Source organism: Microbulbifer sp. MCCC 1A16149 (assembly GCF_050368945.1).
In the GTDB taxonomy this organism is placed as follows: domain Bacteria; phylum Pseudomonadota; class Gammaproteobacteria; order Pseudomonadales; family Cellvibrionaceae; genus Microbulbifer.
In genome coordinates this window covers 1,796,939-1,822,950 of sequence record NZ_CP185959.1, presented here as the reverse complement: position 1 = coordinate 1,822,950, position 26,012 = coordinate 1,796,939, and the positions used below count along the sequence as shown (strand labels likewise).

Here is a 26,012-nt window from a genome sequence, read left to right as displayed (position 1 = left end):
GCAACATCAATTCCAATAAACCAATAAGCGTTTTTCATGCTGCAACCCGCATTCCCACTGCTGCAGATTCTCAATCAGCTGCCCGAGGGCGGCCTGCTGCTCACCCCGACCAACCGCCTGCGCAATCGCTGCCAGCAGGTGTACGGCACCGGTCAGCAGGCAAGTAAAAACTGGGCTCCGCCTGCCGTGGAGTCCCTGCAAGGCTGGCTCGACAGGCTCTGGTTCCAGCTACAGCAGATGCAGTGGCCACCCGCTATGTGCCGGGTGCTCAACAAGGAGCAGCGCCAACTGCTGTGGCAGCAGTGTGTGGAAGAGACCCTCGACAAGGGACTGATCAACACCCAGCAACTGGCGGCCAACTGCGATACCGCCCTCGCCCAGCTGATCCAGTGGCAACGTATCGATAGCCTCGAAGAAACCGAATCGGCCCTGGCACCGCACTGGGAGAAAACCGGTCTGTTGCCGGATGATTACGCACTGTTCAAGGTGCTGCCGCTGTTCCACCAGCAACTGCAACAGCGCAATGCCGTTACACCGGATCAACGCGATCAGTTGATCAGCCGCGCCTTCGCGAAAGACCAACTGCCGAAACTGCCACAAATTTCCCTCGCCGGTTTCGTACAGCACTCACCGCTGGTTGAACAGATTTTCCAGCGCGCCTGCGACACCCTGCACAACTTCCCGATTCCCGATAAGCCGGGCGCAAGTGTAAAGGTTGCTCAGTGCCACAACCTGGAAGAGGAACTTTTGCAGGCCGCCCGCTGGTCCGCGGAAAAACTGCAGCAAAACCCGGACAGCAGTATCGGGATCGTGGTGAACAACCTCGGTCAGTGCCGCCCGCTGGTGGAGCAGGTTTTTGCCCGTGTACTCGAACCGCAGTGGCTCGACCCAGCGCAAGCCGCCTACACCCTGCCGTTCAACTTTTCTGCCGGTACGCCACTGGCAAAAACCCCGGTAGGCGCCGCCACCCTGCAGCTGCTGGAAACCCTGCGCGATACGTTTGATTACAGCGCTCTGCGCACCCTGTTGTTCTCACCCATCTGGGGCGCGCAAAGTCCCGAAGAGCTACACCTGCGCAGCACCCTGTTCCGACGACTGCAGAAACAGGAACTGCGCGAAATACCGGGCAGTGTGCTGCGCACCTGGGCCGAAAAGCTCGCCGCCGAACTGGCCCCAGAAAGCCCGCTGCCCTCGCAGCTAAACCAGCTCGGGGATTGGGCTCGCCGCTGGCAACGCGCCCCCGCAGAAATCTGGGCACAGCGTTTTTCCGAATTGCTCGCACGGCTGCAGTGGCCTGGAAACCGCAACCCGAACAGCCAGGAGTACCAGCAGCTGATGCTGTGGGAACAGGCGCTGGAAAACTTCGCCGGCCTCACCGAATTCAGCGGCGCCCAACCACTCAACAAAGCGCTGCAGCTGCTTCGGCAGATCGCCAGCCGCACGCCTTTCCAGGCAGAAACCCGTGATGGCCCACTGCAGATCCTCGGCGTACTGGAAGCCGGGGGACTCGCGTTCGATCACCTGCGTCTGGTGGGCTTCGGCCAGCAACAGTGGCCACCGCCTCCCGCTCCCAATCCGATGCTGCCGGTACTCTGGCAGAAAGAATGGAAAATGCCCCGTGCCAGCGCCGAGCGCGAACTGGAGCTTGCCCAGCAACTGACCGCCGACCTGCTTAACGGCAGCGACGATATCGTGGTCAGCTACGCGTGCGAGGAAGACGGCGTTGGGCAGTCTCTCAGCGCTCTGTTCGGCGCGCCGCAAACTGCAGAGCCCTTCGAGCAGGATGCGCTCGCCGCCCATTACCAGACACTGGAAAATGCGCCCGCGCTGGAAAAAATTGCCGATGCCAACCTGCCCCACCTGAGTGCGGAAGACTGCGCCCAGGTGCGCGGCGGTGCAGGTGTACTCAAGGCCCAGGCGCTGTGCCCGCTCAACGCCCAGTTGCGCTATCGATTGGGCGCTGAGGAATACGCAGCGCCGGGGCTTGGCCTCAGTGCCGCCGAACGGGGCAACCTTATCCATGAAATGCTCGCTGCCTTCTGGATTAACTGTAAAAGTTCACAACAGCTCGCCGCGATGACACCGGAGCAGCTCGCGCTACAGATCCGGTCCAGCATCGACACCGCCATCGGTCGCCTGAAGAAAAAGCACCCGGAACTGCCGCCCAAATTCTGGGAACTGGAACAGGTCCGCCTGCGGGATATTTTCGACCAGTGGCTGCCCCTCGAGCAGGACCGTCCCGCATTTACGGTCGAGCAGGTGGAGACCGCCCTAACCGTCACCCTGCAGGACCTGACCTTCACATTGCGCCTGGACCGCCTCGACAGCCTCGTCGACGGCGAGCAACTGGTGATCGACTACAAAACCGGACAGACCTCCGTGAGCGACTGGCTGCAGGAACGCGTGAGAGAACCACAGCTGCCGCTCTACGCCCTGTTCCACCCGCAAGCCAAGGCCGTCGCCTTTGGCGCAGTGAAAAACGGCAGCTGTAAATATCAGGGCTGCGGGGAACTCACGCACCCTATCAACGGCATCAAGTCGGTGGCAGATAGCCAGAAGGAAAAAGAACCTGAATTGATCCAGTGGGACCAACTCAAACAACACTGGCAACGGGCACTGGAAGGCCTCGCAGAAGAATACAAAACCGGCCACGCGACCCTCGCGTTCGACCGCCCGGCAGACAACGACAACCAGAAATCCCTGTGGCCACTGAATCGCTGGCCGGAAAGACAGCAGTAACACCATGACCACGCATATACCCGTAGATGCCAGTGAACGCGCCCAAGCCCTGGAGATTGCCGAGAGCTACGCTGTATCGGCACCCGCAGGCTCCGGCAAGACCGGCCTGCTTACCCAGCGATTGCTGAAACTGCTCAGCGCCTGTCAGCAACCGGAAGAAGTACTCGCCATCACCTTCACTCGCAAAGCCGCCGGCGAAATGCGCGAGCGTTTGCTGGATGCACTGCTGGATGCCCGCGACAACCCGGAGCCGGAAAATCCACACGGTAAAATCACCTGGCAACTGGCACGCGACCTGCTCGCCCACGACCAGCAACAGCAATGGCATCTGCTGCAAAGTCCACAGCGCCTGCGCATCCAGACCATCGACGGCCTGTGTCGCAACATTGCCAGCCAGCTACCGATCGATAGTGGTCTCGGCGCACCGGGAGAGCCCCTGGATCAACCGGCGATTGCCTACGAGATGGCCATTGCCAACCTGCTGAAAAAGCTCGAACGGGAAGAACTCGACGAAGACCTGGGCCGGCTGTTACTGCACCTGGACAATAATCTCCCGGAAGTCAGCGACATGCTGAAAACCCTGCTGGAGAAACGGGAGCAGTGGTTGGAGCCGCTGCTATCGGTGCACGATGAAGTAGCGGAAGACTATTTCACCCAGGTGATCAAAGAGCTGATCAACGCACAGCTGGTAGCGTTCAAAAACTGTCTTGGCACCTTCGCCGGAGAACTGTTGCAGTTGGCGGATTACGCCGGCAGTAACATGCAGCAGGAGAAGCCGGGGCATATTGTCGGCAACCTCGCCGGTATCAGCGCCCCGCCCCCCTGTGACGATACGGGACTGGCACAGTGGCTGGCACTGGCGGAACTACTGGCAACGGGCACCGGCACCCTGCGGAAATCCGTCACCAAGACCATCGGCTTTCCCGCAGCCGACAAAAAGTCTCCCGATCCCGAGCGGGCAAAAGCGTATAAAGAGCGCATGACCGCCCTGCTGGAAGCCATGCAGGATGTACCCGAATTGCTCGAGGTTATCGCCGAAGTGCGCACCCTGCCCGCCGGTATGGACGACAGCCAGTGGCAAATCCTGCGTGCCATGGCCCGGGTACTGCCCCTGCTGGTGGCAGAACTGAAACTGGTGTTCCAGCAACTGGGAAGTACCGACTTTACCGAAGTTGCCCAGGCCGCACTGGCGGCACTGGGCGATAGTGATTCGCCGACTGATGTCGCACTGAAACTGGACGTACAGATCCGCCATATCCTGGTGGACGAATTTCAGGATACTTCCCAGCTGCAGCTGGAACTGCTGCAGAAACTCACCGCCGGCTGGGAGCCTGACGACGGCCGCAGCCTGTTTATCGTGGGTGACGGCATGCAATCCTGTTACGGATTCCGCAATGCCAACGTGGGTATTTTCCTTGATGCGCGCAATGAAGGCATTGGTGAATTGCCGCTGACCCCACTCAACCTGCAGGTGAATTTCCGCTCCAGCAATGCGGTGGTGGACTGGGTCAACCGCACGTTTGCCCGGGCATTTCCACCCCGGGACAATATCAGCCGTGGCGCGGTGCGCTATCTGGATTCAGTCGCCTTCAAACCCCGCGTGTGGGATGGCGAGCCGGTAAGTTTCTACGGCTGCGTGGACGATGAAGATCGTTTACAGGAAGCCGAAAAGGCAGTGGCCATTATTCGGGACCTGCAGACCCGGGCGCCGGAAGACAGCATTGCGGTACTGGTGCGCAACAAGAAGCACCTGCAACAGATTCTGCCCGCATTGACCCGTGCCGGCATTCCCTACCAGGCCCAGGACCTGGCACCGCTCGCCAGCAAGATGGTGGTACTGGACCTGCTGAGCCTCACCCGCGCCCTGCAGGATCCCAGTGACCGGACCAGCTGGCTGGCCGTCTTGCGCGCCCCCTGGTGTGGACTGGAATTGCCAGACCTGTACACCCTCGCCAATTTCGATGCGGGAGAAAATGGCCCCCGCGACCCACGAGTAGCGCCGATCCTCAACACCCTCGGCAATCCGCAAGCGCTTGCGGCACTGAGTAACGATGGCCGCGCACGCCTGGAGCGTTGCGTACCGCAGCTGCTCGAAAGCTGGCAACAGCGAGGGCGTAAGCCACTGCGCGTATGGCTGGAAGGCCTTTGGCTCGCCCTTGGTGGTCCCGCTACCGTCGCGGACAAGCGCGAGCTGAGCAACGCCGCAGACTTTTTCCAGCTATTGGAGAAGTACGACCACGGTGGCGGTATCGCCGACTGGCCCGCGTTCGAACAGGCACTGGAAAAACTCTTCGCCCGTCCGGCGCAGGAGGCGCGGGTCCAGGTGATGACCATTCACAAATCCAAGGGACTGGAATTCGACCATGTACTGATTCCCGGGCTCGATAAATCCGGCGGCGCCGGCGGCAGCGACCAGCTGCTGCGCTGGTGCAGCTGGCTGAACAGCGAAGCCCACACCCGCTTCCTGCTCGCCCCCAAAAGCCCGCGCAGTGGTAAAGACCCGCTGTATGCCTATGTGAAACACGACAACAGCGAGCGCGAACGCTTGGAGGGCACACGCCTGCTTTACGTGGGATGCACCCGGCCTATTCACAGCCTGCACCTGCTGGCCTGCGTAAAATCTTCCGACAAGAAAAATGAGGATTACAAATCGCCCACCGCTGCGTCACTGCTCGCCTGCATCTGGCCGACCCTGTCGGACAACTCGGCCAGCGCCTGGTGTCACTGGCTCGAAACCGATGCCCCGACACAACAGGATGAATACAGGGATCACAGCTACCTTCTGCATCTCCCCCAACACTGGCAGGCCCCGCCCCATCCACGCGAGGACTATCTCGCCCGCTACCGTATGGGCGACTTCCAGCGAGATGACAGCGAAGAGGCCAACCTGCCGGAGCTGGGCCAGGTCCACCAGCGGTGGTTCCGCCACGCCGGTACCGTCGCCCACGAAACACTGGCTACCCTCACCGAGTTTCCCGAGCGACTGGCGAAGCCCCCGGAGCAGCTGATCGAGGAATTGCGCTCGCTATGGCAGCTGCGCCTTGCCCAATCCGGCCTGAATGGTAGCAGCCTGGAAAAAGCCCAGGAGAAAGTGGAACAGGCCGTTGTGCGAACCCTGCGATGCGAAACCGGGCGCTGGCTACTGGATGCCAGCCATACCGAAAGTGCTGCGGAGCTGGAGCTGCACAGTGGCGGGCGTGAGCTCAGGCGTAACATCGTCGACCGGACCTTTATCGATGAACACGGCACCCGCTGGATCATCGATTACAAAACCGCAGAACCCACTGCTGCCGAGTCCATCGAGGCGTTCGTAGCCCAGCAACTCGAGCAGTACCGCAATCAGTTGGAAAACTACCGCCGCCTGTTTTATCAGCGAGGCGAAAAGTCCATCCGCTGTGCGCTCTACTTTCCCCTGCTCCAGCAGTTGGCGGAACTCCCCAACTAAGGCCGAAACACTCCAATACCCGGCCCGACAGGATGGGCAGAGAGAAAACTGCCCATCCTACCCTGCTCCCTCGCTACAGGATTCCGCGCAACCACATCCTTCTGCAAAGCGAAATACCCGGACAGATATTGCGGGTGAAAGGCAAAACAGTGACATCTAAAACTGTTTCAAATGAAACCCTAGCCCTACCTGCCCGCGCTGGGTAGCATAACTGCCCCGCAGCGCACGCCCTGCGGCAAGGAAGATGATTTCAAATTCAGACAGTAGCGATAGAAATACCATGACCACGCAGCAGTTCGACGACTTAAATGTCCTTTCACAGGACGTTCTCATTACCCCGGAAGCGCTGAAATCGGAACTGCCCGTCAGCGAGTCCGCAGAGGCCACCGTAGCCGCCGGCCGCGCCGCCGTGCGCGACATCCTGGACCGCAAAGATCACCGCCTGATGGTCGTGATCGGCCCCTGTTCAGTGCACGATGTCGAGGCCGCCATGGACTATGCCAGCCGCCTGAAGGCGCTGGCAGACAAGGTCTCCGACACCCTGCTGATCGTCATGCGCGTGTATTTTGAGAAGCCCCGTACCACCGTGGGCTGGAAAGGCCTGATCAACGACCCGCATCTGGACGACTCGTTCAAGATCGAAGAGGGTCTGCACATCGGCCGCAAGCTGCTGCTGGACATCTCCGAGCTGGGCCTGCCCACCTCCACCGAGGCATTGGACCCGATCTCGCCCCAGTACCTGCAGGACCTGATCTCCTGGTCCGCCATCGGCGCGCGCACCACCGAATCCCAGACCCACCGGGAAATGGCCAGCGGCCTCTCCTCCGCCGTGGGCTTCAAAAACGGCACTGACGGCAGCCTGGAAGTGGCCATCAACGCCCTCCAGTCCACCGCCCACCCGCACCGCTTCCTGGGCATCAACAAGGAAGGCCAGGTAGCCATCATCCACACCGCCGGTAACAAGTACGGCCATGTGGTACTGCGCGGCGGCAACGACAAGCCCAACTACGACTCTGTCAGCGTCGCCGTGTGTGAGAAAGAGCTGGAAGACGCCGGCCTGGTGCCCAACATCATGGTCGACTGCAGCCACGCCAATTCCAACAAGAACCACGAGCTGCAGCCCCTGGTGGTTGACAACGTTACCCACCAGATCCTGGACGGCAACAAATCCATCATCGGCATCATGGTGGAAAGCAACCTGAAACCCGGCAACCAGAAGATCAACAAAGATCGCAGCCAGATGGAATACGGAGTTTCCGTTACCGACAAGTGCATCGACTGGGAAACCACCGAAAACCTGCTGCTGAACATGGCCGAGCAACTGCGCGGGCCGCTGAAAGCACGCCAGGGGTAAGGTTTGGGGCTCTGCCCTGTTACGCCCATCAAAAAGGCCGGCTTTGCCGGCCTTTTTGTATCTGTGATTTAGGTGTCCCTACCTGCGCACCGCCCAGATAAGAAACAAAAAGGCTGGATAACACGCTGGAATTGAACCTCCAAAACGAGCTTCAAGTGTGGTATCAGTAGCCGCAAAACGACGAGGTAATAGTTATGAATCAAAACAACTGGCTATCGCAAAGCAGTGAACAAGATTTCGACCTGACCGACCACGGCATCACACCCACGGTTCTGCCAAGTGAAGCGGACGTGGGCAAGGCCATGCTCAACGAGCTTTATGAAACAGCGGCAGCTAAAGATGGCGATATCAATATCGCCCTGCTCGGCGGCCGCGGCGCCCAGGAACTGCACCGCCTGCTGGGTGAACTGGCCAAGACGTCGGAGAAAGATGAATTGCTGGGCAGGCTGAACGTCTTCACACAAGATGCACTGGCCCCCATGGGCATGAGCAACTGCTTCAGCTTTGTGCGGGATTTTGAGCGTATTCTCGGCCCTGATTTCTTCAAAAAGATCAAAAGCTTCACCCCGATGCAAACCGATACCGCTGACCTGGAAGCCGGACTTAACGCGTATCTGGACAAGCTGGAATCCCTCGGCGGCCTGGATATCTTCTTCATCGGCCACGGCCCGGAAGAAAACCAGGCCTCCCACCTCGCCTACATCAAGCCCTTCTCCGGCGCCCAGAGCAATCACGTTGCCGGCATCATCCCGATTTCCAGCAGCATCCTGGAGCATCACATCAGCAAATTTAAGGCTGGCGGCAGTGCGGTAAATGAACAGGATGAAGCCGAATGCCGCTCCGCCCAGTACATCCTCACCCTGGGCCCCGCAGCCATTTTGCAGGCGAAAAAGGTGGTGCAGTCTGTGGTCGATGCCGAAACTGCCCCGGCAAAGGTGCAGACTTATGCGAATGTGCTGAACACCCGTTTAAGTACTGACCGCGAGGAATTATTGGAGCAGCTGAATGCCAACCCCGGGTTGTGGATCAGGCTGCACACCAATACCAAGTCTTTTGTGCTGCCTAATCTGGGGCTGTAATTCGACAGCTACCCGTAAAAGGCCGGCATTGCCGGCCTTTTGCTTATGTGGACGTCGAAAAGAACGATATTCATACAGCTATAAATTTAATACCACCAGTCAACAACGTGATCACTCTGCCTCATATCTCAGCAACTCGATAACTTTTCAAACTTTATCCTTATAAGTCAGTCACTTAGCAATCCTCCATGTAAGGAGGATATGAGGCGTTACGAACACATCCACGAATGGCACAATCTTACTAATTTAAGCTAAAGGCATGATATTGTGGGCTTTTTCGTCTTAGGGGTGTTTGGATTAAAGAAAGATAGTGGGCAACAGGATATGATTCTCTCCGCCCACGATTAAACTGTTAAGGAATCACGATGAAGAAAATATTTCTACTAATTATAACGTTTTCAATGATGGTCTCATGTGCTTCTGTAGAGCGAGGTGAGGTATTTGAGTCCGTTGCGGAGATAAAATCTCCACTTCTGTATCTTTATAGAACCAAACGATTTCAGGTTGCCGGCGGATCACCATTAGTTCGTTTGAACTCGATGCCAGTTGGAAAGGTTGAAAATGGTGGTTACATAGCGATAAGGCTAGATGTCGGTAAAAACAATATTTCTGCTGATAAGAATGTAATGGATTGGAACGTCGCCTGCCCTGAACTAGAAATTGAAGCGAAGCCCGGTGCTGTATATTTTGCAAAAATCGTTGTAGGTAAGGAAGCGGTAGATTTTATTTCGGTCGGAAATGCTTCAGCTGCAAATATTACATGGAATTGTGCAATTCCCCTGGTTGATCAAAATGTCGCCATTTCCGAGTTGCAGGGTTTGGTAGCAAATTCAAGGAATCCCGGAGGCATCGTAAATTAATCCTTAACAAAGCCGGGCAATATACTCCGGGCCTTCGGCCCTCCGTGGGACGGCTTACCCTGTACACGTTTTACGCGGGTCGCTGCGCTCCCATTTTCGCGCAAAAAGCGCACAAGGTAAGCCGCCCCTGCCGGTGGCGTTAACCCATCAGGTCATCAAACAATGAAAAAACAGATCGCTTTCTTCTTTGTTCTGATTTTGGCGTTCTCAGCCACGGCTCTATATATCAGTAGACCTGTCGATTTAAAGGAAACTGCTTATACGTTCGAAGAGATTCAGCAGTTGAAAATCACACACCCCAGTACTGTTAATGCGTACATGAAAGGACTTGCCGGTGGAGCGTTTGTATTTCGTTCGCTTGATTTCGCTGATTACAGCGCCTCTGGAAAAGGCATGTATATTTATTGCCCAGATGCATATGAAAAAATTGATGCGGCTTTAGTGGATCGTCTAGCTACAAATGAGGTAAAGCTACATGGTGAATCAAAGGATGCAAACTTCCATGAGCTAGTAAGAAAAGGTTTGGAGAGAACGTATCCATGCAACCCTGTAACCCGGAATCGGCAGGAGCCCGAGGGTTAACAAAGCCAGGCAGGATACTTCGGGCCTTCGGCCCTCCGTGGGACAGCTTACCTTGTGCACGTTTTGCGCGGTCGCTACGCTCCCATTTTCGCGCAAAACGCGCACAAGGTAAGCTGCCCCTGCTGGCGGCGTTATGAGTCAATATGACTAAGTACGTAAGGTTGCGGCCGTTTACGGACATAGACGTCTGTGAATGCGAGAAAATTGATAGGTTACTACTTGTCTATATGCAGACGGACAATCCTATAAATTGCTTCAAGTGCCGGAAAGAAGTAGATCCTGAACGCTTAAACCTCTCCGCGAGAATGGCGGATGATATCGCGAGCTGTTTCAGGGTGTTCGGTGCGCTTTACGAGCTTTGGTTAGATTCTGGTGAATACGAGAGCTATGCAAAGGAGAGGTTGCTAGATCGTACTGGCCAAGTAAACCTTACAGGGATGAAGCTTGCTTCAGAGCTTACGAGTAGTTGGCCTACTTACTATTGGTGGTTCTATGATACAGAGGATGGAGAGCCATCATCCTGCCCAAACTGTGGAGAACATCTGAACGAAAATGTGTATTGGGGCACTGGACGTTGTGACGCGTGTCATGTGGTGGTGTGAAACTCATAACAAGCAGCGGCAGGGCGACAGCCAACACTACGCACCTTTTGTGTTACTCGCTGGCGCTCAAACATTAACACAAAAGGCGCTTCGCGCGGGCTGCGCCTGCGCTGGGCGTTATGCTCAAGTAGGAATGAGATGAATCGTATATTTCTCGCAATAATTTTGATCACCATTGGAGGTTGTGTGTCCCAAGAGGTGAGGGAAATAGAACTTCCTGAAATATTGAGTATTGAAGGAAAGAATTTCATTTCTGCGGCTGCATTCAAAGAACACGAATTAAGTATCACCAGGCCGGAAAGTGGCGAGTTAATAGTAAATATCCCTGAAAAAGAAGCACCATTTTACTGGGCCTGTGGTGGTGTTTACTGGGATGGGCTCGTTCAAGGCCAAAGCATATTGGAAGAAGCTGATTTAGTCTTGGACTTTAAAGGTGTCAAAGAGGTTTGGGTCCCTATAGAAGGTAAGCCCAAGAAGCTTTATATTTTCGAGGTTCGCTAGCATAACAAGGCGGGCAATTAGCTCCGGGCCTGCGGCCCTCCGCGGGACAGCTTACCTTGTGCGCCTTTTGTGCAGGTCGCTTTGCTCCCATTTTTGCGCAAAATGCGCACAAGGTAAGCTGCCCCTGCCGGCGGCGTTATGTGATAAAGGAGTATCATAAAAATGTCTTCAGAAACGAATGTAATGACGGATTCCCAGAAGAATATTGAAAAAGTGGTCGCATCAATAAAGTGGATGCTTCCGCTTTTGTTAATAATTTCTGCAGGCATGTATGTCGCAAAGCTAATAGTTTTTTTCTTCGTTTCTGATGTCATGGATAAAGCATTTTTAGATTATCCAATTCAAACAATCGGATTTCCAATTGCTGGCTTGTCGTCATTAGCTCTAGTATTAGCATTAGAACAAAGAGCTGAGAAGGTCAAATTTAAAGCAATCGGGATTGAGCTTGAAGGTTTGGCGGGGCAAGTTATTCTCTGGTTAATCTGCTTTGCAACCATAGTGCTTCTGCTTGGCAATTCAGCCACATAACAATGCGCAGTAGACCGACGCCTAACTTTGTGCACTTTATGCACGGTCGCTTCGCTTCCATTTTCGCGCATAAAGCGCCCGAAGTTAGCCGCGGCTGAGCGCGGCGTTAAGCCACAATTAAAAAAAATCGGAGAAAGAATGACTATTTGTATTACTTGTGGAGAGAGAAAGGCGGCAATTCTTTCAAAGGAGTGCAATCCTTGCATGGATGTACGCCTTCGTAAGAGTTTTGATAAGTCAGAAACAGATCCACAGTCTACATCCCACTCTGTGACTAGATCGGAAGATCAAAAAATAGCCGAGAGTAGTGAAAGCTGGAATGAAGGTAGCTCTGTATCAAATGTCGGTAATGTCATTATTTGGCTGAGTATTGCTTCCGCCATTGCATGCATTTTCATTTTTGGCCGGATCGAAGTTGGTACAGGATATTCAGCCTCCTATAGATGGATTCCTGGCATAGTCATATCTTGCGTAGTTGGTGGTTTAAATGGGGTGTTTTTTGGCTATCTTCTCGCAAAGCTGGGGCGCGTCCTATCCCATGTAGAAGCTCTTCGCGCAAGTTCCGCCAAGGCTTAACAAAGCGCAGCAAAGGGACGGCTTACTTTATGCAAAGGAATGCTGAGATAGTGAAAATTGAGGATATATGGAAATTGGTGTTGAGCTATCACGCAGCTGTTTCAGCGGTTCATGAGATCTCTCGTAGTGATGGATACCCTATTTATCCGGGAGAAATTTCAAATTTCATGAAATTGTTGGAGTCTCCCCCTTGGGTCGCATATGAATATCAGCCAAAAGAGATTAGCGGGATTCTAGAGTCAATAGGAAACGCGACCACAGAAGAGGTTAAGTGGGCCTTAACTGCCGCGGCCAGGTCTGAAAGATTTTGTGATGGATCTTGGGAGCAAATCCTAAAAAATAGGAGGCTGGATCCGGTCTTCGAAAGGCTTCAGGAGCTACATCATGCATAACAAGCAGCGGCAGAGCGACAGCCAACGCTGGGCGCTAGGTGTCCGTGCGTACAAGTGAGTATATGAGAGCTTTTAAACATATTTCACGAAAAGAAAATGCGGAGGTAGCAAGAGTATTTCCGCACGCCCATGACTATGAATGGGAAGAAGTCGGTACTTATACCGCGTATCCGGTTTCTCTCTGGGATAGGTGGGCCCACGAAATTACAGATAATGTGGATGATTTACTGTGGGGCGTCACAAAAGAAGAAGAGGCTCGCCGTGAGCGTTGTACAATTGATCTAAGTAAGGGAATAGTCAGCTTATTTTCAATTTATAAATACAATGAACACCGGCAACGCTTCAAAAGATTGGCCTCTTTAGAGCAACTGTTAGAAGATATAGAGCGTCAGCAATACCTACCTGGTGATATTTTTATTCCTGAGATAAGAACTATTTACCGAGAGGGACACGATTATACTGCCTGGTTCTTTATGGAAGATGGATCAGCATTGGAAAAAGTTAAAAACATGGTTGAGCGGAGTGGGTTGAAGTTCATTGGTTCCAAAAACACCTAACAAACAGAGGCAGAGCGACGGCCAACGCTACGCACCTTTTGTGTTACTCGCTGGCTCTCAAACATTAACACAAAATGCGCTCCGCGCTGGCTGCGCCTGCGCTGGGCGATAGGCATCACGAGGCTTAAATGGATTTTAGAGTTTTAGCTTCAATTTTACCCGTAACCCCAATGTTACTAGTGGGGGCTCCAGTAGTGTTCAAATTCATTGAGCAGCTGATGAAGGGTTACAATCTTTGGCAGAATAATTTAATCATAATTTGTTACGTTTTCGGCTTTCTTGGTGTTATAGGGTTATTTCTAGCAAGTCTTGACCGGACTTACCGGGACCCATTATTGGCCGGGCGCACAAAAAATCTTCTTATTTTTGGATTCGCTTCCGCTGTTTTAAGTGTTGTGTTGGTTCTTACCGCGGGAATAGACAACCGGCTAATTCCCATAGTGATACTATTTTGTGTTGCAAGTCCAGTTGTGACTGGAACTTCTGTATTTTTTAAGCTCCGAAAGGTCCAAAATGCCTAACAAACAGCGGCAGATCAACAGCCAACGCTGGGCGTTAGACTAGGTAATTAATGATGATTAAAAACGGCATATATTTCTTAGCTATTTTACTTTCTGCTGGATCGATCCAGGCTTGCAGCCTTGCATCAAGTGTTTTCTTTGGGTTGGTCGATAAAAAAGTAGCGAGAGAGGCGTGCAGACCGCAGAATGTTTATTGCCCAGAAAAGCATGAGGATAAAACTAGATGATGCTTCACGGGCACACCATATAATCACAGGCAGTAAAGCTATGGCCCTTCAGGCCTCCGCGGGACGGCTTACCTTATGCACGTTTTGCGCGGTCGCTTCGCTCCCATTTTCGCGCAAAATGCCCATAACGTAAGCTTCCCCAGCCAGCAGTGTTATGTGTAAATTTTTCGATGAATAAATATCAATATCCTTGGTGGGCGAAAATATACACTTTGTGGGCTTCCGTGATTGCGTTTTCCTTGCTGGCCATAATGGATTTGATCTGGATCAGATCCGAGCATCCCGAGGGTTACGCGCTGTTTCTCGCGCTGATAATAATTCAATATTTTTTCACAGAATTTCAGGCGCGGTATTGGCCTATATCAGCTGAAGAGTCAGGCATATATTTTCATACTCGACATAAACTCGTGTTTGTTCCATGGAGTTCGATCGAATCGATCAAACAGTTCCCTACTCAACACTTCCAGCCCTACGAGTGGCATCAAGCACTCTTTTCATCAGGCAGCCTGATCTCCACCAAAAATGGGGAAGAATACGCCATTTATAAAAAGGTCTATGGGTACAACGAGCTTATTAGCAAGTGCCAAGAACACGCATAATAAAGGCATCAATGGGGCTCGGTATAAAAAGGAGTTCCTCTAAGTATCGAAAGGGAAATAAATGACACAGGCAAGCACAAAGTCACAGTTCAAAGCTCAGATTCTCCGCCCCAAGAGCCCCGGTAATAGCGAGCCATGGGCATTCGTCGTTCTACCGAAGTCAGTCAGCGCGAAGCTCCCCCGTCGCGGCCGCACCACAGTTGATGGCACTATCAATGGCAAGCCTTTCACGGTCCTGCTTGAGCCAGATGGCAAGAAAAGCCACTGGCTCAAAATTGATGAAGAACTGCTCAAGCAGTCCGGTGCGAGCTACGGCGATGTCGCGGAGTTTCAGGTCATGAGTGCCGCAGAGGAACTGGAACCGGAGGTTCCCGCGGATCTGCTCGACGCATTATCGGCCTCACCCGAGGCCAAAGAGACCTGGGGCGCAACTACCACCATCTCACGTATTGACTGGCTTCACTGGATCACTTCCGCAAAGCAGGCAAAGACTCGCACCAAGCGCATTCATGATGCCTGTGACATGCTCGCCTCGGGCAAGAAGAAAGTTTGCTGCTTTGACACATCCGGGTTTTACAGCAAAGCATTCCGCGCGCCTGAAGCGGCGGATTAAGGAGGATTCGATATGACCACGCCCGCGAAGAACACGATTTGCCTATGGTTCGACGGCTGCGCCGAGGAAGCCGCCCGCTTCTACGCCGATGTCTTCCCCGACTCTTCCGTGGATGCGGTAAACCTGGCCCCGGGAGATTTCCCCTCCGGCAAGAAAGGCGACGTGCTCACTGTGGAATTCACCGTGCGGGGCATCCCCTGCCTCGGACTCAATGGCGGGCCCGCATTCAAGCATGACGAGGCCTTCTCGTTTCAGGTGGCTACGGCAGATCAGGAAGAAACTGACCGCTACTGGAACGCCATTGTCGGCAACGGCGGTCAGGAAAGCGCCTGCGGTTGGTGTAAAGACAAGTGGGGCCTATCCTGGCAGATCACGCCGGTCGCGCTCACTGAGGCCATTACCAGCTCTGACCCAGTGGTCGCCAAGCGTGCATTTGATGCAATGATGGAGATGGGAAAAATCGATATTGCCGCCATTGAATCGGCCATACGCGTATAGGCCCCACGGCTTATCTGGTTCCGAATTATTTCCGGCGAAGAATTACGCCAAACTGCGAACCAGCCACCACATTGAGGGCCACTTTACGACCTTGGTCTAGTGGCCATCGCTATGCCCTCGAATAAGCTGAATGAGCAAACGTCCTCTGCGCGATTTGCTCACTGCCTTGCGCATCTATCGTTTGTGCAGTCAGAACATAATTCAAATAATGAAGGTACTAGCGATGAATCATAATCGAACGTCCAATAAGGGCGTCCCTACCCTAATTCTATTTTTTCTATCCGGGCTTTTTGCCATGGCCGCCAGCGCAGGCAGCTGGCAGCAGGGCCAGTCCATTGGCGGTTTTAATTCCGTGCATGTGTATACACCGGATTCTGTATCGTCGATCGGCGATGGCAAGGCGCTGCTGATCGTGTTGCACGGCTGTGTGCAGCCCACCAACAATTTCCTCACTGCAAACCTGGAAGTGGCAGCAGAGCAGTACGGCATGGTGATCGCGGTTCCAGACGCCATGAACAAGGCCGGATATAGCTGCTGGTCTTATTGGCAGGGAACCAAGTCGCGCTCTTCTGGCGACTATAAGAACCTGATTTCCCTCGCCAATGCCATGAGTGGCGACGCGAGCCGCAATATCGACCCGGACCAGGTGTATATCGCCGGCCTGTCTTCCGGTGCGGCTTTTGCCAACACCACAGCCTGCCTGGCTCCGGACGTATTTGCCGGTATGGGTATCAGTGCGGGCCCGAGTATCGGCACCTCGTCCAACGGTGCCCTTGGCCCCTGTGAGCAGGCAGATGTGACTGCGCGCTGTAATACCTACGCCGGCAGCTATAAAAGCCACTTTGCCACCCAGGTCGCATCTATCGCCCACGGCGATGCCGATACCACGGTGAACCAGTGCTATAACGAGCAGAATTCCGACGGTATGGCAGGCGTTTACGGAGTCGCCAAACTATCCGGCACCAATACCATCAGCGAGGGCAGTAGCCGCACCGCAGAGGAAACCCTGTGGGAAGATGGGCGGGTTTCCATGCTGTGGCTGAATGATGTCGATCACGCCTGGTCTGGCGGCGAAGGCGCCTCTGGCGGTTACATCTCGCCGAACAGCATCAACTATGCCTCCTACCTCGGCCAGTATTTCACCGCCAACAACAAGCGCGTCGACCGCAATACCGGGCCCGAGATCACGAACCTTGCGGCGAGTGAAAGCAACAGCCTGCTTTCAATCAGCGGTAATGCACTGGATGCGGAAGGCAGCGTCACCGGAGTGGTAATCACCATCAGCAATATCGACAGCGGTACACCGGTATTGGTGGAAACCCTCGACGTGTCTTCGGTGGATGCTGCGGGCTTCTTCAGCGCTACCAGCGCCACGCTGGCAGACGGTCTGTACGAAGTAAGTGCAGTCGCCACCGATAACGAAGGCGCCGACGGCGATGTGGCTAGCGTCACTACCCGTGTAGGCCCGGAGCCGCCGGCGACGGCACCAGTATTGAGCGATACTGCAGCCAGCGTCAGCGGCCAGTGCGCCACCGTGACCGGCACCGTGGTGGACGCGAACCAGAACCTGCAGAGCGTGGTGGTCGCCTTTGCCAGCGGCAATGTTACCGCGAGTATTTCTGGCAATGGCTACTCCGCCCAGGGTTGTAACCTGCCCGGTGGTGAAAACACCGCAACGGTTACCGCCACCGACAGCACCTCGCTCTCCAGCCAGGCCAGTGCCACCTTCAATATCGACGCGGGCCAGACCGGCGATTACAACTTCCATATCAGCGCGGGACATATCACCTGGGGAGTCGGTTACTCGGCCTGCTACCTGGCGTTCGGCACCAGCGAATTCACCATGCGCGAATACCCCTCGGGCAGTGATTGCCAGTGGGTCGCCGATGGTGACAGCAGCTGTGCCGGACCGGTTCAGGCCTGCTCAACAGGTGGCGGCGAGCCGACTACCGACACCGACGGGGATGGCGTGGAAGATGCGCTGGATAACTGCCCGAACACCGCCAATGCCAACCAGGCGGACAACGACAACGACGGAATCGGCAATGCCTGCGACAGCACCCCGGATGGTGAGCCTGTAGATACCGATGGCGACGGCGTGACCGACAGCGTGGACAACTGCCCCAACACCGCCAATGCGGACCAGCTGGACAATGATGGTGATGGCATTGGCAACGCCTGCGACAGCACCCCCGACGGCGATGTGGCCTGCACCGAGTACTCCGCCAGCAACTACAACCATGTGCAGGCAGGCCGAGCCACCACCAATGGCAGCTACGCCTATGCGGTCGGTTCCGGTGATAACCTGGGACTGTACAACGTGTTTGTAACCTCGACGCTGGCCGAGACTGCTGCTGGTTACTACGTGAAAGGTAACTGCCCCTGATCCCATCCTTGATTGGCGTGCAGTAAAACCCAATCGGCCGTAAAATGTTGGCCCGCCCTGCCCTCGCCCCCTGCGGGTGCTGGGCGGGTACAACACAAGCAGCGAAACATCAGAACAGCCGGTTTCGCACTGCTGCTACTGCCGATAAGGACATCCAATGCTTAAATTTCTGCTATGGCTCCTGCTCTTCGTACTCTGCTGGCCTCTTGCGTTACTTGCACTTCTGCTCTGGCCATTCGTCTGGCTCCTGTCATTACCCTTCCGGCTTGTCGGTATTACTTTCGAGGCCCTGTTTGCCTTCTTGCGCGCAGTACTGATGCTGCCGGCGCGTGTGCTGGGCCACAAACCTGCGGCATAAGCGGCACAGCTAAAGTGTTAAGCCCATCATCCAGATCTCCCATTTAACATCTAAGGCATACGGCTTTTTTATCGATCCTTTGATTCATATTCCTTGATCATTTTGGTGATCGATTTGGCAAGATCATTCGGCACCGGAAAATGTAAATTGTACTGGGCTATTTTCCACTGCCCATCTTCTCTCACCAGAACACCACTGCCTCGACACTCGCCGTAGGCTTCGCTATCGAGCAGCTCGTCAAACCAGGCGACATCGCCATGCAGAACGATGGTTCTATCCCTGGGCACATAGGTCCAGCCCTTTCCCTGACTGAAATAAGGCCTGACAAATTCCTTGAACTCGGCAGCAGACCAGCGTTCCGTCGCATCGGTGCCGATAAAGACGCCATCGTTACTCAATATATTGAAGTAAGCATCAAAATCCGCCTCAGCAGCCGCCTGATGAAACGCATCCAGTTGGGCGCCGACCGCGTTTTTTGCCTGGTCCGTGGTTGAGTCCGCGCTGGCCCAGGCTGTTGCGGCCTGCAACACAACAGCCAAACACAGGATCCACCCCTTCCACCACAATGCAGTTCTGTTACGCATAAACAAGTCCTCTCCCGGATTATCTGCTGAATTCAACGCACATTCGTCGCCATATTTAATACTTATATACGCCATCAATGCTATACCCATGACTCACCCAAAGGTGGGTCTAGAGGAGCCGACCGTGCAAGAAGAACAGAAACTCAAGTATTTGAAAGTTGCCCTTATCGTCTTTGGCATCATCTTTATTTTCGGGATCTACGCGATGATGATGTGGGTGTGGCCTTCCGGCTGGGGCTGGACACCGCGCCAGCCTGAATATGAACAGATGATTATGGGCGTTTATGCGACCCTTGGCGTATTTTTAATCAGGGCAGCCAAAGATCCTCTGGCCAATGCCAGCCTTATCTGGTTCACGGTGTGGTCCAGTATTGTTCACGGCGGAATTATGCTGGTACAGGCGATTGTCGACGAAACAGAGCGGGCAAACCTGCTGGGCGATGTCCCCGCCCTGTTCCTGGTGGCGGCAGTGCTTTGGTACCTGATGCCCAGGGCAGCCAGACACAAGTGACCGGGGTGCGGCTAAAAGCCGTTTCTGGCGACTAGTCACCCATATACAGCAGTAGTACCAGCAGGCCGAAAAACCAGAGTAAGAGCCATACACTGCGCCTGTACCAATTGCTGCGGGCTTCCACGCGCAAGTGATGGCGAATTGCGTGTTCATACAGGTCGGTATTTGAAGCCGGAGTAACCGATGTGGCCGTGCCCATACCTGACATCTGGGCCAGTATCCAGGCCACAGCCACCGTCACCGCGAAACCGATGACGTTCCACCACAACCAGGAGATCTCTGGCAGATACAGCCAGCACAGGCCGTTACTCGCGATCCCACTCAGCAACCCCGCAATAGCATGAGGCCCGCGCACCCGGTGGGTGAGAAAGCCGAGGGCAAATACGGCGAGAATCGGGCCATTCGCCAGCGACCCAATCTTGTTGATCGCCTCCAGTACCGTGGGGGCGATGTCATCCACGAAGAACGCCATCACCAGCGTGATAACACCCCACAGGGTGGTCAGCAGTCGCGACAGTATGAGCTCCTTGTGTGCGCTCCAACTGCCGCGGTGAAAGCGGCGCACGAAATCTTCCATGGTGGTGGCACTCAGGGAATTCAGCACGGAATCCAAGGAGGACATGGCAGCGGCGAACAATGCCACCAGGCTCAAGCCCACCAGCCCCACCGGCAACACATTGATCATGTACAGCGGCACCGAGAGATTGTATTCAGGCCCGTTGCCGGAATCCGGTAGTGCAGCGATGAATTCCGGGTGTTGCGCGGCATAGACACCGATACCAACCCCGACCAGGCAATACAGCAATACCAGCGGAAACCTCAGAAGCCCGTTGATCAGCAGCGCATTGTTAGTGGCGTCAATGTCACGGGTACTCAATTGACGCTGTACTTGACTCTGATCACAGCCGTAATAGGAGACATACAGGAAGAGCCCACCGAATAGCATGGGCCAGAAGGCAAAGGTTTCCCCATCACCAAACCCGTGGTGCGTAAAGTCCAGCGTGGTTTTGCGCTCCTGGGCAAACGACTGCCACATCTGACCAAAACCGCCACTGGAATCCACTAGAAACACGAGTACCAGCACCAGCATGGCCGCGAGAATCAGTAACTGGATGACATCGGAATAGATAACCCCGCGTATTCCACCCATCACATCGTAAACAACGGTGAATACACCCAGGAGAAACACCGATGCGGTAAACCCCAGTCCGGTAATCAGGTCGATTACCAGCGCAATACTGTACACGGTCACCGCAGTGGCAAACGCCCGCACAAACAGAAACAGCCCACTGAGCGTCAGTCGCGTTTCCAGATCAAAGCGCTGTTCCAGATAGGCGTAGACCGAAACAAGGTTCAGGTGCCGGAATAGCGGCATCACAAACAGAATCAACACGATCATGGCGAGAGGTACCGCCAGTTCGTACTGCAACCACAACAGCCCACCACCCGCGGCGAAAGCGACAAATGCGGGCGCGCCAAGAATGCTGTTGGTGGAGCACTGGGTTGCCATGATCGAGAGCCCCACCGGCCAGGGGCCGACATTGCGCCCCGCCACATAGTAGTCTTCCCGGCTCTCCTGACGACGCGCAAGCCAGTAGGCCATGACCAGCAGCCCTGCGCAGTAAACGGCAATGATCAGCCAGTCAATCCATGTGATGCTCTGATTCATTCGACTCCCTGAATTCCGCTAGCTCCCCAAATTTGGCTAGCGAGGTGATTCCTGTTAAAGCCCGGTCACAGTTCGAAGCGCTGTTTCCACGCGGGGTACTCCTCCTGCAATAACCGCTCCGGCCAGTAGCCATACCAGCTGTAACCGGTGCGTCGTTCGATATCCACGTCCGAAAGCTGATACACCCTTTTGCCATTTCTGTTTGCCAGAAACGGTTCACTGGTTTTCAGATCGTAGAATCTCGCCCAGATCGGCTTTGCCTGCGGATCGTCGACCACCACCAGATCGTAATCGGCTGCGTGAAAATCGAAACGCTGTCTTGCCGTGTCCACCCGCTCCACCCGGAACCCACTCAGTTTTACGGATTGCAGCCAGGCAATACCGCCCTGTATAGCGGCAATGGTGTCCGGGGATGGGTTGTCGATAGACATCAGATATTGAAGTACCGGTACTGTTTCCCAGGCGAGAATTCCCGGCAACTCATACGCCCTGCCCTTGACCGGCTTCAGGGATTTTTCGTGATACTGTCCGGCCCAACCCGTGGGCTTCCCATCGATACGAACCTGCATCGCCAATAGCAGTTCATCACCCTTGCTCACCGCCCGGGCTGCCTGCTCACGCAGGTCATCATCAATGTATTCAAATGGCGGCCCGCCGGCGGCGACCTCCCGTAGGAATCCCAACACACCGGGCATCACCTCATCGGCAATGGTGATATGGCGATAGTAGGCCCGCTCAGTGCGATCGGGAGAATGTGCCCAGCCGCCGTTGGCATACTGGCGATCCAGCGTATACCGCAGTCCCTTCAATGCTCCGTCGCGGTATTTGGTCTCGCCGGTTTGCAGGTAGGCGTGTGAGAGGTATTTGATCTGCGGATAGATATTGCGATTATCGAAACTCGCATCGGAAAGGCTCTTGTTTTCTATCGCCTGCGCCCTTTCCTCGGTAGATACAATGCGCAGCGGGTGCTTGTTGGTGGGCCAGCCACCACTCTCGCGCTGATACTGAAGCAGGTTGTCAGCAATCTTGTCGACCTGATGCAGTGCATAGTACTGAACAGTGTTTTCGCCAGTGCGATCATTCCAGTGCTTGATCGCATCCTGAAAGCCGTCGATCGGGATCGGCCGATAAGCCGTCTCCGCGTGAGACTCCGCCATACCCGCAAAAGACAGTATTCCGCAAAGTGCAGCGGGAAGGAAAACTGATAAGCCGTGCATACTACTCCTGAACATTATTTTTATACTCCAGGTGCTACTTTTAAGCCGATATATCTAGAATACCGGATCAACCCGATCCAAAACCACACCCCCGATAAGGGCTATCATTACCGGCGGGTTAAGTAGAGCGTCGTTTCAGGAGACCAATCATGAGCAATAGCGATCCGATACAGGTGCTGTGTCCGTCCTGCGCCGCCGTAAACCGGGTACCCGGAAACCGGCTCGGAGACCGCCCGAAGTGTGGGAAATGCCGCGAATCACTGATCACCGGTCAGCCGCTAAACGGCACCGACCGCAACTTCCAGCGAATCATCGAAAAGAGTGATCTACCGGTAGTGGTCGATTTCTGGGCAACCTGGTGCGGCCCATGCCAGCAGTTCGCACCGGTTTTCAGCCAGGCTGCCTCAGAGATGGCCACTCGGGCATTGTTTGTAAAACTGGATACCGAAGCCAACCAGCAGACCGCCGGGCGCTTTCAGATTCGCTCCATCCCCACTTTGATGATTTTTCATCGCGGCCGAGAACTCACACGGCTTTCAGGTGCCCTTCCCAAGGCCCAGTTTATGCAGTGGTTGAATCAACAACTTCCCTAGCACGAATGAAACTAAAATCGCCACGCCGGGCGACCTATGCTGGTAAATTCCGGCGTCGCGATCAGGGGAGTAGTGATTTACGGTTAAGCCACCGGGCTTTTGGATTCCAGTAACCAGATCTTTTCCTCTGCCGGACATTTTCCCTTCAGGCCACCCTCCACATCGACCGTTTGCAGCAGCTTCAGCGTATAGCTCACAGCGTAGTGCTCGGCAACTTCGCCGTCGCTCACGCAAAACGGCGGTCCGGGCATTTTTTCCTGATCGTACTCGAAGGTGATCAGCAACTGCCGCGCGCTGCCAGTCAGTTGCACCAGGTGCTGTGTATACCGACGGCGCATTTCCAGGGGTAACGCCACCAGAGCGGCGCGATCATAGATCGCGGCCACAGATCCCAGGGCTTCGCGGGTGAGGTGGAAGATATCGCCCACATAGATATCGATGTCCGGGGCTCGATAGCACTTCAGGTCACCAGTAATCTCCACCTGAGGTTCAATCCCAAGTTGTTCGAATAGCTGGATCACAGCCACTTCACTCAGCTCGGCACCGGCAACGGAATAACCCCGCTCCAGCAACCAACCGATATCCAGTGTCTTGCCGCACAGGGGCAGAAACAAGCGGTCGCCCTGCCCCAAACCAAGCCGAGCGAAATGTTCGACCAATAGCGGATGGGCCTCACGATTGTGAAACCCAATTTCGTTCTTTTGCCACTTCTCAAGCCAGAATGATTTTTCCACAACTCTTGTCCGTTATCCTTCCAACGATTCGTTCAATTCTTTCGGCTCTGCCGCGCCGCGCTGTTGCGGCATGCCAACAATTCCATCGGGTAATTCCACCCGCCACACGCGGGGTGGCATTCGATCGCGCCCAGCCGCAGCCGGTCTGCTCGGGTCCCCTATGACCATGAGCGTACCATCTTGCCAGTCCACGTCGACAATGGTGCCGGCCCTGAACGAGAAACGAGCCAGGTCGATACCCGAAGGATACGTACTGGTATAGGCGCGAAGTATTGAATATCGGGGCCTGCTGCAGTCGCCACCGAAACCATAGCTGACAACGCCGCTGTAAACTGCAACCAGTACGCCATCAAAGCCCTGGGGAGTAAAGGTCTTGGGTGGCCTGGAGAAGGTGAAATAGGGATTTTTCTCCAGCAGGACTATCTCAAAATTTTTCTTCGAAACCTGCCACAACCTGCTATTCCTGTTTTTATCGCCGCGGACATCGCCCGCGACCAGAAACCATTCGCTACTCAACCCAGCCACGTAGCCAAACCCCGCAAATGGTGCGTCGCTCAGGTCGGCAATTTCCCGCCCCAGCGTATCGCCGTTGCGCTGATAGATCCTGCTTTCATATAAAATCCACGGTGCCTGACTATCACCACCGCTAAGTTCATCAACGTATTGGCGAGGGTCACCATCGAACCTGCTCTCTTCCGGTTGCAGCTGCCCCTCCGGGGTAAGCAGCAAACTTGTTGCCTTCGGGACAGCGCCCGCACCAGATTCATACTCCCACTCGAGCGGCGGCAGCTGGTGTGGAGCTTCCTTAATACTCACGCCCGGCAATAAAATCCGTAGAACCCGGTCTCGCAGCAGGCCCAGCTCGGTAAATTGGGCCACAAAAGCCATACGAATAAAAACGTATGCAAATAGGATGAAGACTGCGGCCACAAAGATGGCAAAGCCTTGCCCGATCCATTTCAAAATTTCCATCGACTTCCTTTTCCAGAAACTGGCTCAAAAAAATAACGCGCTAACTTCCTTTTACAGGTGGTTCAGCTAACGGCGGCTTCGCCTGCAAACGCTGAGGATATGACTTCATCCTCTCTTTTTACCACCTTGTGCTGGTCTTCATTGAGACCCGCCTTCCAATAGCTGGAAATGTACCGCAGGTTCGGTGCTACCGGGCGATCATTACGAAAATGATTCCGGAGATGTCGCATGGTAGAGAACTCGGAAGCGCACCAGACCGCGGGATTGCCTTCAATCCATGGAAGATCCTGGAGTGTATTCAACAGCATCTCGCCCGGCGCATTTTGATGGGTATTCACAACCCAGTGGATCTGCATATTCGGCGGGCATTGTAGTTCCTGGCGATCAGACTCGGACGGGATCTCGATGACCGCATGGCCCCTGGCGTCCTCTGGCAGCAAACCCAGATTTACGCTGATTGCAGGCAGTGAAGTCATATCGCCGAGGAACAAAAACCAGTCCCCTTGCGGATTGATCAGCTTGCGAGCCCCGGGTCCACCGATACGAATACGCTGACCGGGCTCGGCCTGCAGTGCCCAATTACCGGCAGGGCCGGGGTGGCTATGCACCACAAAATCGATATCAATTTCATTATCACGCTGATGGCGGATGGTATAGGTTCGCATCAGTGGCCGCTGGTTTTCTCCCTGATCAAACAGCAGCTTCACATAGGCGCTCTCCTGCGCCTCCGGGAAGCCCTGCAGCTCCGCCCCACCGAGGGTAACCCGCAACATGTGTGGGGTAACGTAGCGGCTGGCAATGACTTCAAGCTCTCTGGATTTTGTTTTCGATACAGCATTCGGCATTTCAGTTACCTCCGTCAGATTCACGGCTCAGGTTCTCAACCATACGTGCACTCAGCTCCGCAAACAGCGTCAGTTCCTGTGCACTCAGGCTTCTGGTCATGGCAGCTGCAGTTTCGCGCTCCGCTTGCATCAGATGGCTCATGACCTCACTGCCTTTTTCGGTGGGGAAAAGCAGCTGGCTGCGGCCGTCGTCCGGATTTGGACGCTTTTCAATCAGGCCATCACTCAAAAGTTCTTTGAGCACCCTGGTGATCTGGGCCTTGTCCCGATCCATCCGCTGGGCAATGGACTGGGCGGTTGAATGCGGATTTCTGCAGATACCTTTGAGGGCGCGCATATGGGTGATTGGCAAACCGAGTTCCCGCTGGGTCACTTCTGCGCGCAGGCGGGACTTATATACGTGCACCAGCCGATGCAGCGTGTCACTGAGGTTGGTATCGCCCTTGTTGCTATTCGGCATAAGTTAAACA

General features: G+C 54.7%; 23 protein-coding genes. 16 read left to right on the top strand and 7 right to left on the bottom strand.

Features of this window, described 5'->3' with window-relative positions:
• Positions 1 to 36: 36 nt before the first annotated feature.
• The 14 genes from ACONT6_RS07780 (at position 37) to ACONT6_RS07715 (ending at position 18,059) form a co-directional block, all read left to right on the top strand.
• Entirely contained in the window at positions 37 to 2,739 is a 2,703-nt protein-coding gene (locus ACONT6_RS07780) for a PD-(D/E)XK nuclease family protein (protein ID WP_428821158.1), read from the top strand.
• A 4-nt stretch (positions 2,740 to 2,743) separates the two neighbouring features.
• Positions 2,744 to 6,184, top strand: coding sequence for a UvrD-helicase domain-containing protein (locus ACONT6_RS07775; protein ID WP_428821157.1), 3,441 nt, complete (start codon positions 2,744 to 2,746; stop codon positions 6,182 to 6,184).
• Positions 6,185 to 6,464: 280 nt separating this feature from the next.
• Positions 6,465 to 7,538, top strand: coding sequence for a 3-deoxy-7-phosphoheptulonate synthase (locus ACONT6_RS07770; protein ID WP_181253263.1), 1,074 nt, complete (start codon positions 6,465 to 6,467; stop codon positions 7,536 to 7,538).
• Positions 7,539 to 7,732: 194 nt separating this feature from the next.
• Positions 7,733 to 8,617 (top strand): hypothetical protein, encoded by an 885-nt coding sequence (locus tag ACONT6_RS07765; protein WP_428821156.1) that lies wholly within the window; start codon positions 7,733 to 7,735, stop codon positions 8,615 to 8,617.
• A gap of 365 nt (positions 8,618 to 8,982) precedes the next feature.
• Positions 8,983 to 9,477, top strand: coding sequence for a hypothetical protein (locus tag ACONT6_RS07760; protein WP_428821155.1), 495 nt, complete (start codon positions 8,983 to 8,985; stop codon positions 9,475 to 9,477).
• A 162-nt stretch (positions 9,478 to 9,639) separates the two neighbouring features.
• On the top strand, positions 9,640 to 10,059 hold the full coding sequence (locus ACONT6_RS07755) for a hypothetical protein (protein ID WP_428821154.1): 420 nt from the start codon (positions 9,640 to 9,642) through the stop codon (positions 10,057 to 10,059).
• Between the two features lie 740 nt (positions 10,060 to 10,799).
• Complete coding sequence (locus ACONT6_RS07750) at positions 10,800 to 11,162, top strand: hypothetical protein (protein ID WP_428821153.1); 363 nt, start codon at positions 10,800 to 10,802, stop codon at positions 11,160 to 11,162.
• Between the two features lie 162 nt (positions 11,163 to 11,324).
• Complete coding sequence (locus ACONT6_RS07745) at positions 11,325 to 11,690, top strand: hypothetical protein (protein ID WP_428821152.1); 366 nt, start codon at positions 11,325 to 11,327, stop codon at positions 11,688 to 11,690.
• A gap of 138 nt (positions 11,691 to 11,828) precedes the next feature.
• The gene (locus ACONT6_RS07740) at positions 11,829 to 12,266 is read left to right on the top strand and encodes a hypothetical protein (protein ID WP_428821151.1); all 438 of its coding nucleotides are present in this window, start codon (positions 11,829 to 11,831) and stop codon (positions 12,264 to 12,266) included.
• A 50-nt stretch (positions 12,267 to 12,316) separates the two neighbouring features.
• Positions 12,317 to 12,658 carry a DUF6508 domain-containing protein gene (locus ACONT6_RS07735; RefSeq protein ID WP_428821150.1) on the top strand — a complete coding sequence of 114 codons (342 nt, stop codon included), beginning with the start codon at positions 12,317 to 12,319 and terminating at the stop codon, positions 12,656 to 12,658.
• Between the two features lie 62 nt (positions 12,659 to 12,720).
• Complete coding sequence (locus tag ACONT6_RS07730) at positions 12,721 to 13,215, top strand: hypothetical protein (RefSeq protein WP_428821149.1); 495 nt, start codon at positions 12,721 to 12,723, stop codon at positions 13,213 to 13,215.
• A 1,408-nt stretch (positions 13,216 to 14,623) separates the two neighbouring features.
• Entirely contained in the window at positions 14,624 to 15,175 is a 552-nt protein-coding gene (locus ACONT6_RS07725) for a YdeI/OmpD-associated family protein (protein WP_428821148.1), read from the top strand.
• 12 nt (positions 15,176 to 15,187) lie between these two features.
• The gene (locus tag ACONT6_RS07720) at positions 15,188 to 15,673 is read left to right on the top strand and encodes a VOC family protein (RefSeq protein ID WP_428821147.1); all 486 of its coding nucleotides are present in this window, start codon (positions 15,188 to 15,190) and stop codon (positions 15,671 to 15,673) included.
• Positions 15,674 to 15,968: 295 nt separating this feature from the next.
• A complete protein-coding gene (locus ACONT6_RS07715; protein WP_428821146.1) occupies positions 15,969 to 18,059 on the top strand; it encodes an extracellular catalytic domain type 1 short-chain-length polyhydroxyalkanoate depolymerase in 2,091 nt (696 codons plus the stop codon).
• A 426-nt stretch (positions 18,060 to 18,485) separates the two neighbouring features.
• On the opposite strand, the gene ACONT6_RS07710 is transcribed toward ACONT6_RS07715, so the two are convergent.
• Positions 18,486 to 19,091: a nuclear transport factor 2 family protein gene (locus ACONT6_RS07710; protein WP_428821145.1), complete on the bottom strand. Its 606-nt coding sequence runs from the start codon at positions 19,089 to 19,091 to the stop codon at positions 18,486 to 18,488.
• Between the two features lie 34 nt (positions 19,092 to 19,125).
• On the opposite strand from ACONT6_RS07710, the gene ACONT6_RS07705 reads away from it, so the two are divergent.
• Positions 19,126 to 19,512: a DUF6632 domain-containing protein gene (locus ACONT6_RS07705; protein ID WP_181253273.1), complete on the top strand. Its 387-nt coding sequence runs from the start codon at positions 19,126 to 19,128 to the stop codon at positions 19,510 to 19,512.
• A gap of 31 nt (positions 19,513 to 19,543) precedes the next feature.
• Here the strand turns inward: ACONT6_RS07705 and ACONT6_RS07700 are convergent, their stop codons facing one another.
• Both ACONT6_RS07700 and pelA read right to left on the bottom strand, forming a co-directional pair.
• Complete coding sequence (locus ACONT6_RS07700; protein WP_428821144.1) at positions 19,544 to 21,181, bottom strand: sodium:solute symporter; 1,638 nt, start codon at positions 21,179 to 21,181, stop codon at positions 19,544 to 19,546.
• A gap of 65 nt (positions 21,182 to 21,246) precedes the next feature.
• Positions 21,247 to 22,398 (bottom strand): pectate lyase, encoded by a 1,152-nt coding sequence (gene pelA, locus ACONT6_RS07695; protein WP_428821143.1) that lies wholly within the window; start codon positions 22,396 to 22,398, stop codon positions 21,247 to 21,249.
• 149 nt (positions 22,399 to 22,547) lie between these two features.
• On the opposite strand from pelA, the gene trxC reads away from it, so the two are divergent.
• Entirely contained in the window at positions 22,548 to 22,991 is a 444-nt protein-coding gene (gene trxC / locus ACONT6_RS07690) for a thioredoxin TrxC (RefSeq protein WP_428821142.1), read from the top strand.
• Positions 22,992 to 23,074: 83 nt separating this feature from the next.
• Here trxC and tmpT read toward each other — a convergent pair whose 3' ends face one another.
• The 4 genes from tmpT to ACONT6_RS07670 all read right to left on the bottom strand — a co-directional run bounded on the left by tmpT (position 23,075) and on the right by ACONT6_RS07670 (position 26,002).
• Positions 23,075 to 23,725, bottom strand: a complete 651-nt coding sequence (gene tmpT, locus ACONT6_RS07685; RefSeq protein WP_428821141.1) for a thiopurine S-methyltransferase — start codon at positions 23,723 to 23,725, stop codon at positions 23,075 to 23,077.
• 12 nt (positions 23,726 to 23,737) lie between these two features.
• Positions 23,738 to 24,697, bottom strand: a complete 960-nt coding sequence (locus tag ACONT6_RS07680; RefSeq protein ID WP_428821140.1) for a hypothetical protein — start codon at positions 24,695 to 24,697, stop codon at positions 23,738 to 23,740.
• Between the two features lie 62 nt (positions 24,698 to 24,759).
• Positions 24,760 to 25,542 (bottom strand): siderophore-interacting protein, encoded by a 783-nt coding sequence (locus tag ACONT6_RS07675; RefSeq protein ID WP_428821139.1) that lies wholly within the window; start codon positions 25,540 to 25,542, stop codon positions 24,760 to 24,762.
• 1 nt (position 25,543) lies between these two features.
• Positions 25,544 to 26,002, bottom strand: a complete 459-nt coding sequence (locus ACONT6_RS07670; protein WP_428821138.1) for a MarR family winged helix-turn-helix transcriptional regulator — start codon at positions 26,000 to 26,002, stop codon at positions 25,544 to 25,546.
• Between the last annotated feature and the right edge of the window lie 10 nt (positions 26,003 to 26,012).

Excerpts from the sequence above, each read along its gene's own strand:
- ACONT6_RS07710 (WP_428821145.1), bottom strand. The coding sequence starts at position 19,091 with ATGGGTATAGCATTGATGGCGTATATAAGTATTAAATATGGCGACGAA.
- pelA (WP_428821143.1), bottom strand. The coding sequence starts at position 22,398 with ATGCACGGCTTATCAGTTTTCCTTCCCGCTGCACTTTGCGGAATACTG.
- ACONT6_RS07700 (WP_428821144.1), bottom strand. The coding sequence starts at position 21,181 with ATGAATCAGAGCATCACATGGATTGACTGGCTGATCATTGCCGTTTAC.
- ACONT6_RS07765 (WP_428821156.1), top strand. The coding sequence starts at position 7,733 with ATGAATCAAAACAACTGGCTATCGCAAAGCAGTGAACAAGATTTCGAC.
- ACONT6_RS07775 (WP_428821157.1), top strand. The coding sequence starts at position 2,744 with ATGACCACGCATATACCCGTAGATGCCAGTGAACGCGCCCAAGCCCTG.
- trxC (WP_428821142.1), top strand. The coding sequence starts at position 22,548 with ATGAGCAATAGCGATCCGATACAGGTGCTGTGTCCGTCCTGCGCCGCC.
- ACONT6_RS07770 (WP_181253263.1), top strand. The coding sequence starts at position 6,465 with ATGACCACGCAGCAGTTCGACGACTTAAATGTCCTTTCACAGGACGTT.
- ACONT6_RS07675 (WP_428821139.1), bottom strand. The coding sequence starts at position 25,542 with ATGCCGAATGCTGTATCGAAAACAAAATCCAGAGAGCTTGAAGTCATT.
- ACONT6_RS07680 (WP_428821140.1), bottom strand. The coding sequence starts at position 24,697 with ATGGAAATTTTGAAATGGATCGGGCAAGGCTTTGCCATCTTTGTGGCC.
- ACONT6_RS07755 (WP_428821154.1), top strand. The coding sequence starts at position 9,640 with ATGAAAAAACAGATCGCTTTCTTCTTTGTTCTGATTTTGGCGTTCTCA.
- ACONT6_RS07780 (WP_428821158.1), top strand. The coding sequence starts at position 37 with ATGCTGCAACCCGCATTCCCACTGCTGCAGATTCTCAATCAGCTGCCC.
- ACONT6_RS07725 (WP_428821148.1), top strand. The coding sequence starts at position 14,624 with ATGACACAGGCAAGCACAAAGTCACAGTTCAAAGCTCAGATTCTCCGC.
- ACONT6_RS07715 (WP_428821146.1), top strand. The coding sequence starts at position 15,969 with ATGGCCGCCAGCGCAGGCAGCTGGCAGCAGGGCCAGTCCATTGGCGGT.
- ACONT6_RS07745 (WP_428821152.1), top strand. The coding sequence starts at position 11,325 with ATGTCTTCAGAAACGAATGTAATGACGGATTCCCAGAAGAATATTGAA.
- ACONT6_RS07670 (WP_428821138.1), bottom strand. The coding sequence starts at position 26,002 with ATGCCGAATAGCAACAAGGGCGATACCAACCTCAGTGACACGCTGCAT.
- ACONT6_RS07760 (WP_428821155.1), top strand. The coding sequence starts at position 8,983 with ATGAAGAAAATATTTCTACTAATTATAACGTTTTCAATGATGGTCTCA.
- ACONT6_RS07730 (WP_428821149.1), top strand. The coding sequence starts at position 12,721 with ATGAGAGCTTTTAAACATATTTCACGAAAAGAAAATGCGGAGGTAGCA.
- ACONT6_RS07720 (WP_428821147.1), top strand. The coding sequence starts at position 15,188 with ATGACCACGCCCGCGAAGAACACGATTTGCCTATGGTTCGACGGCTGC.
- ACONT6_RS07750 (WP_428821153.1), top strand. The coding sequence starts at position 10,800 with ATGAATCGTATATTTCTCGCAATAATTTTGATCACCATTGGAGGTTGT.
- ACONT6_RS07740 (WP_428821151.1), top strand. The coding sequence starts at position 11,829 with ATGACTATTTGTATTACTTGTGGAGAGAGAAAGGCGGCAATTCTTTCA.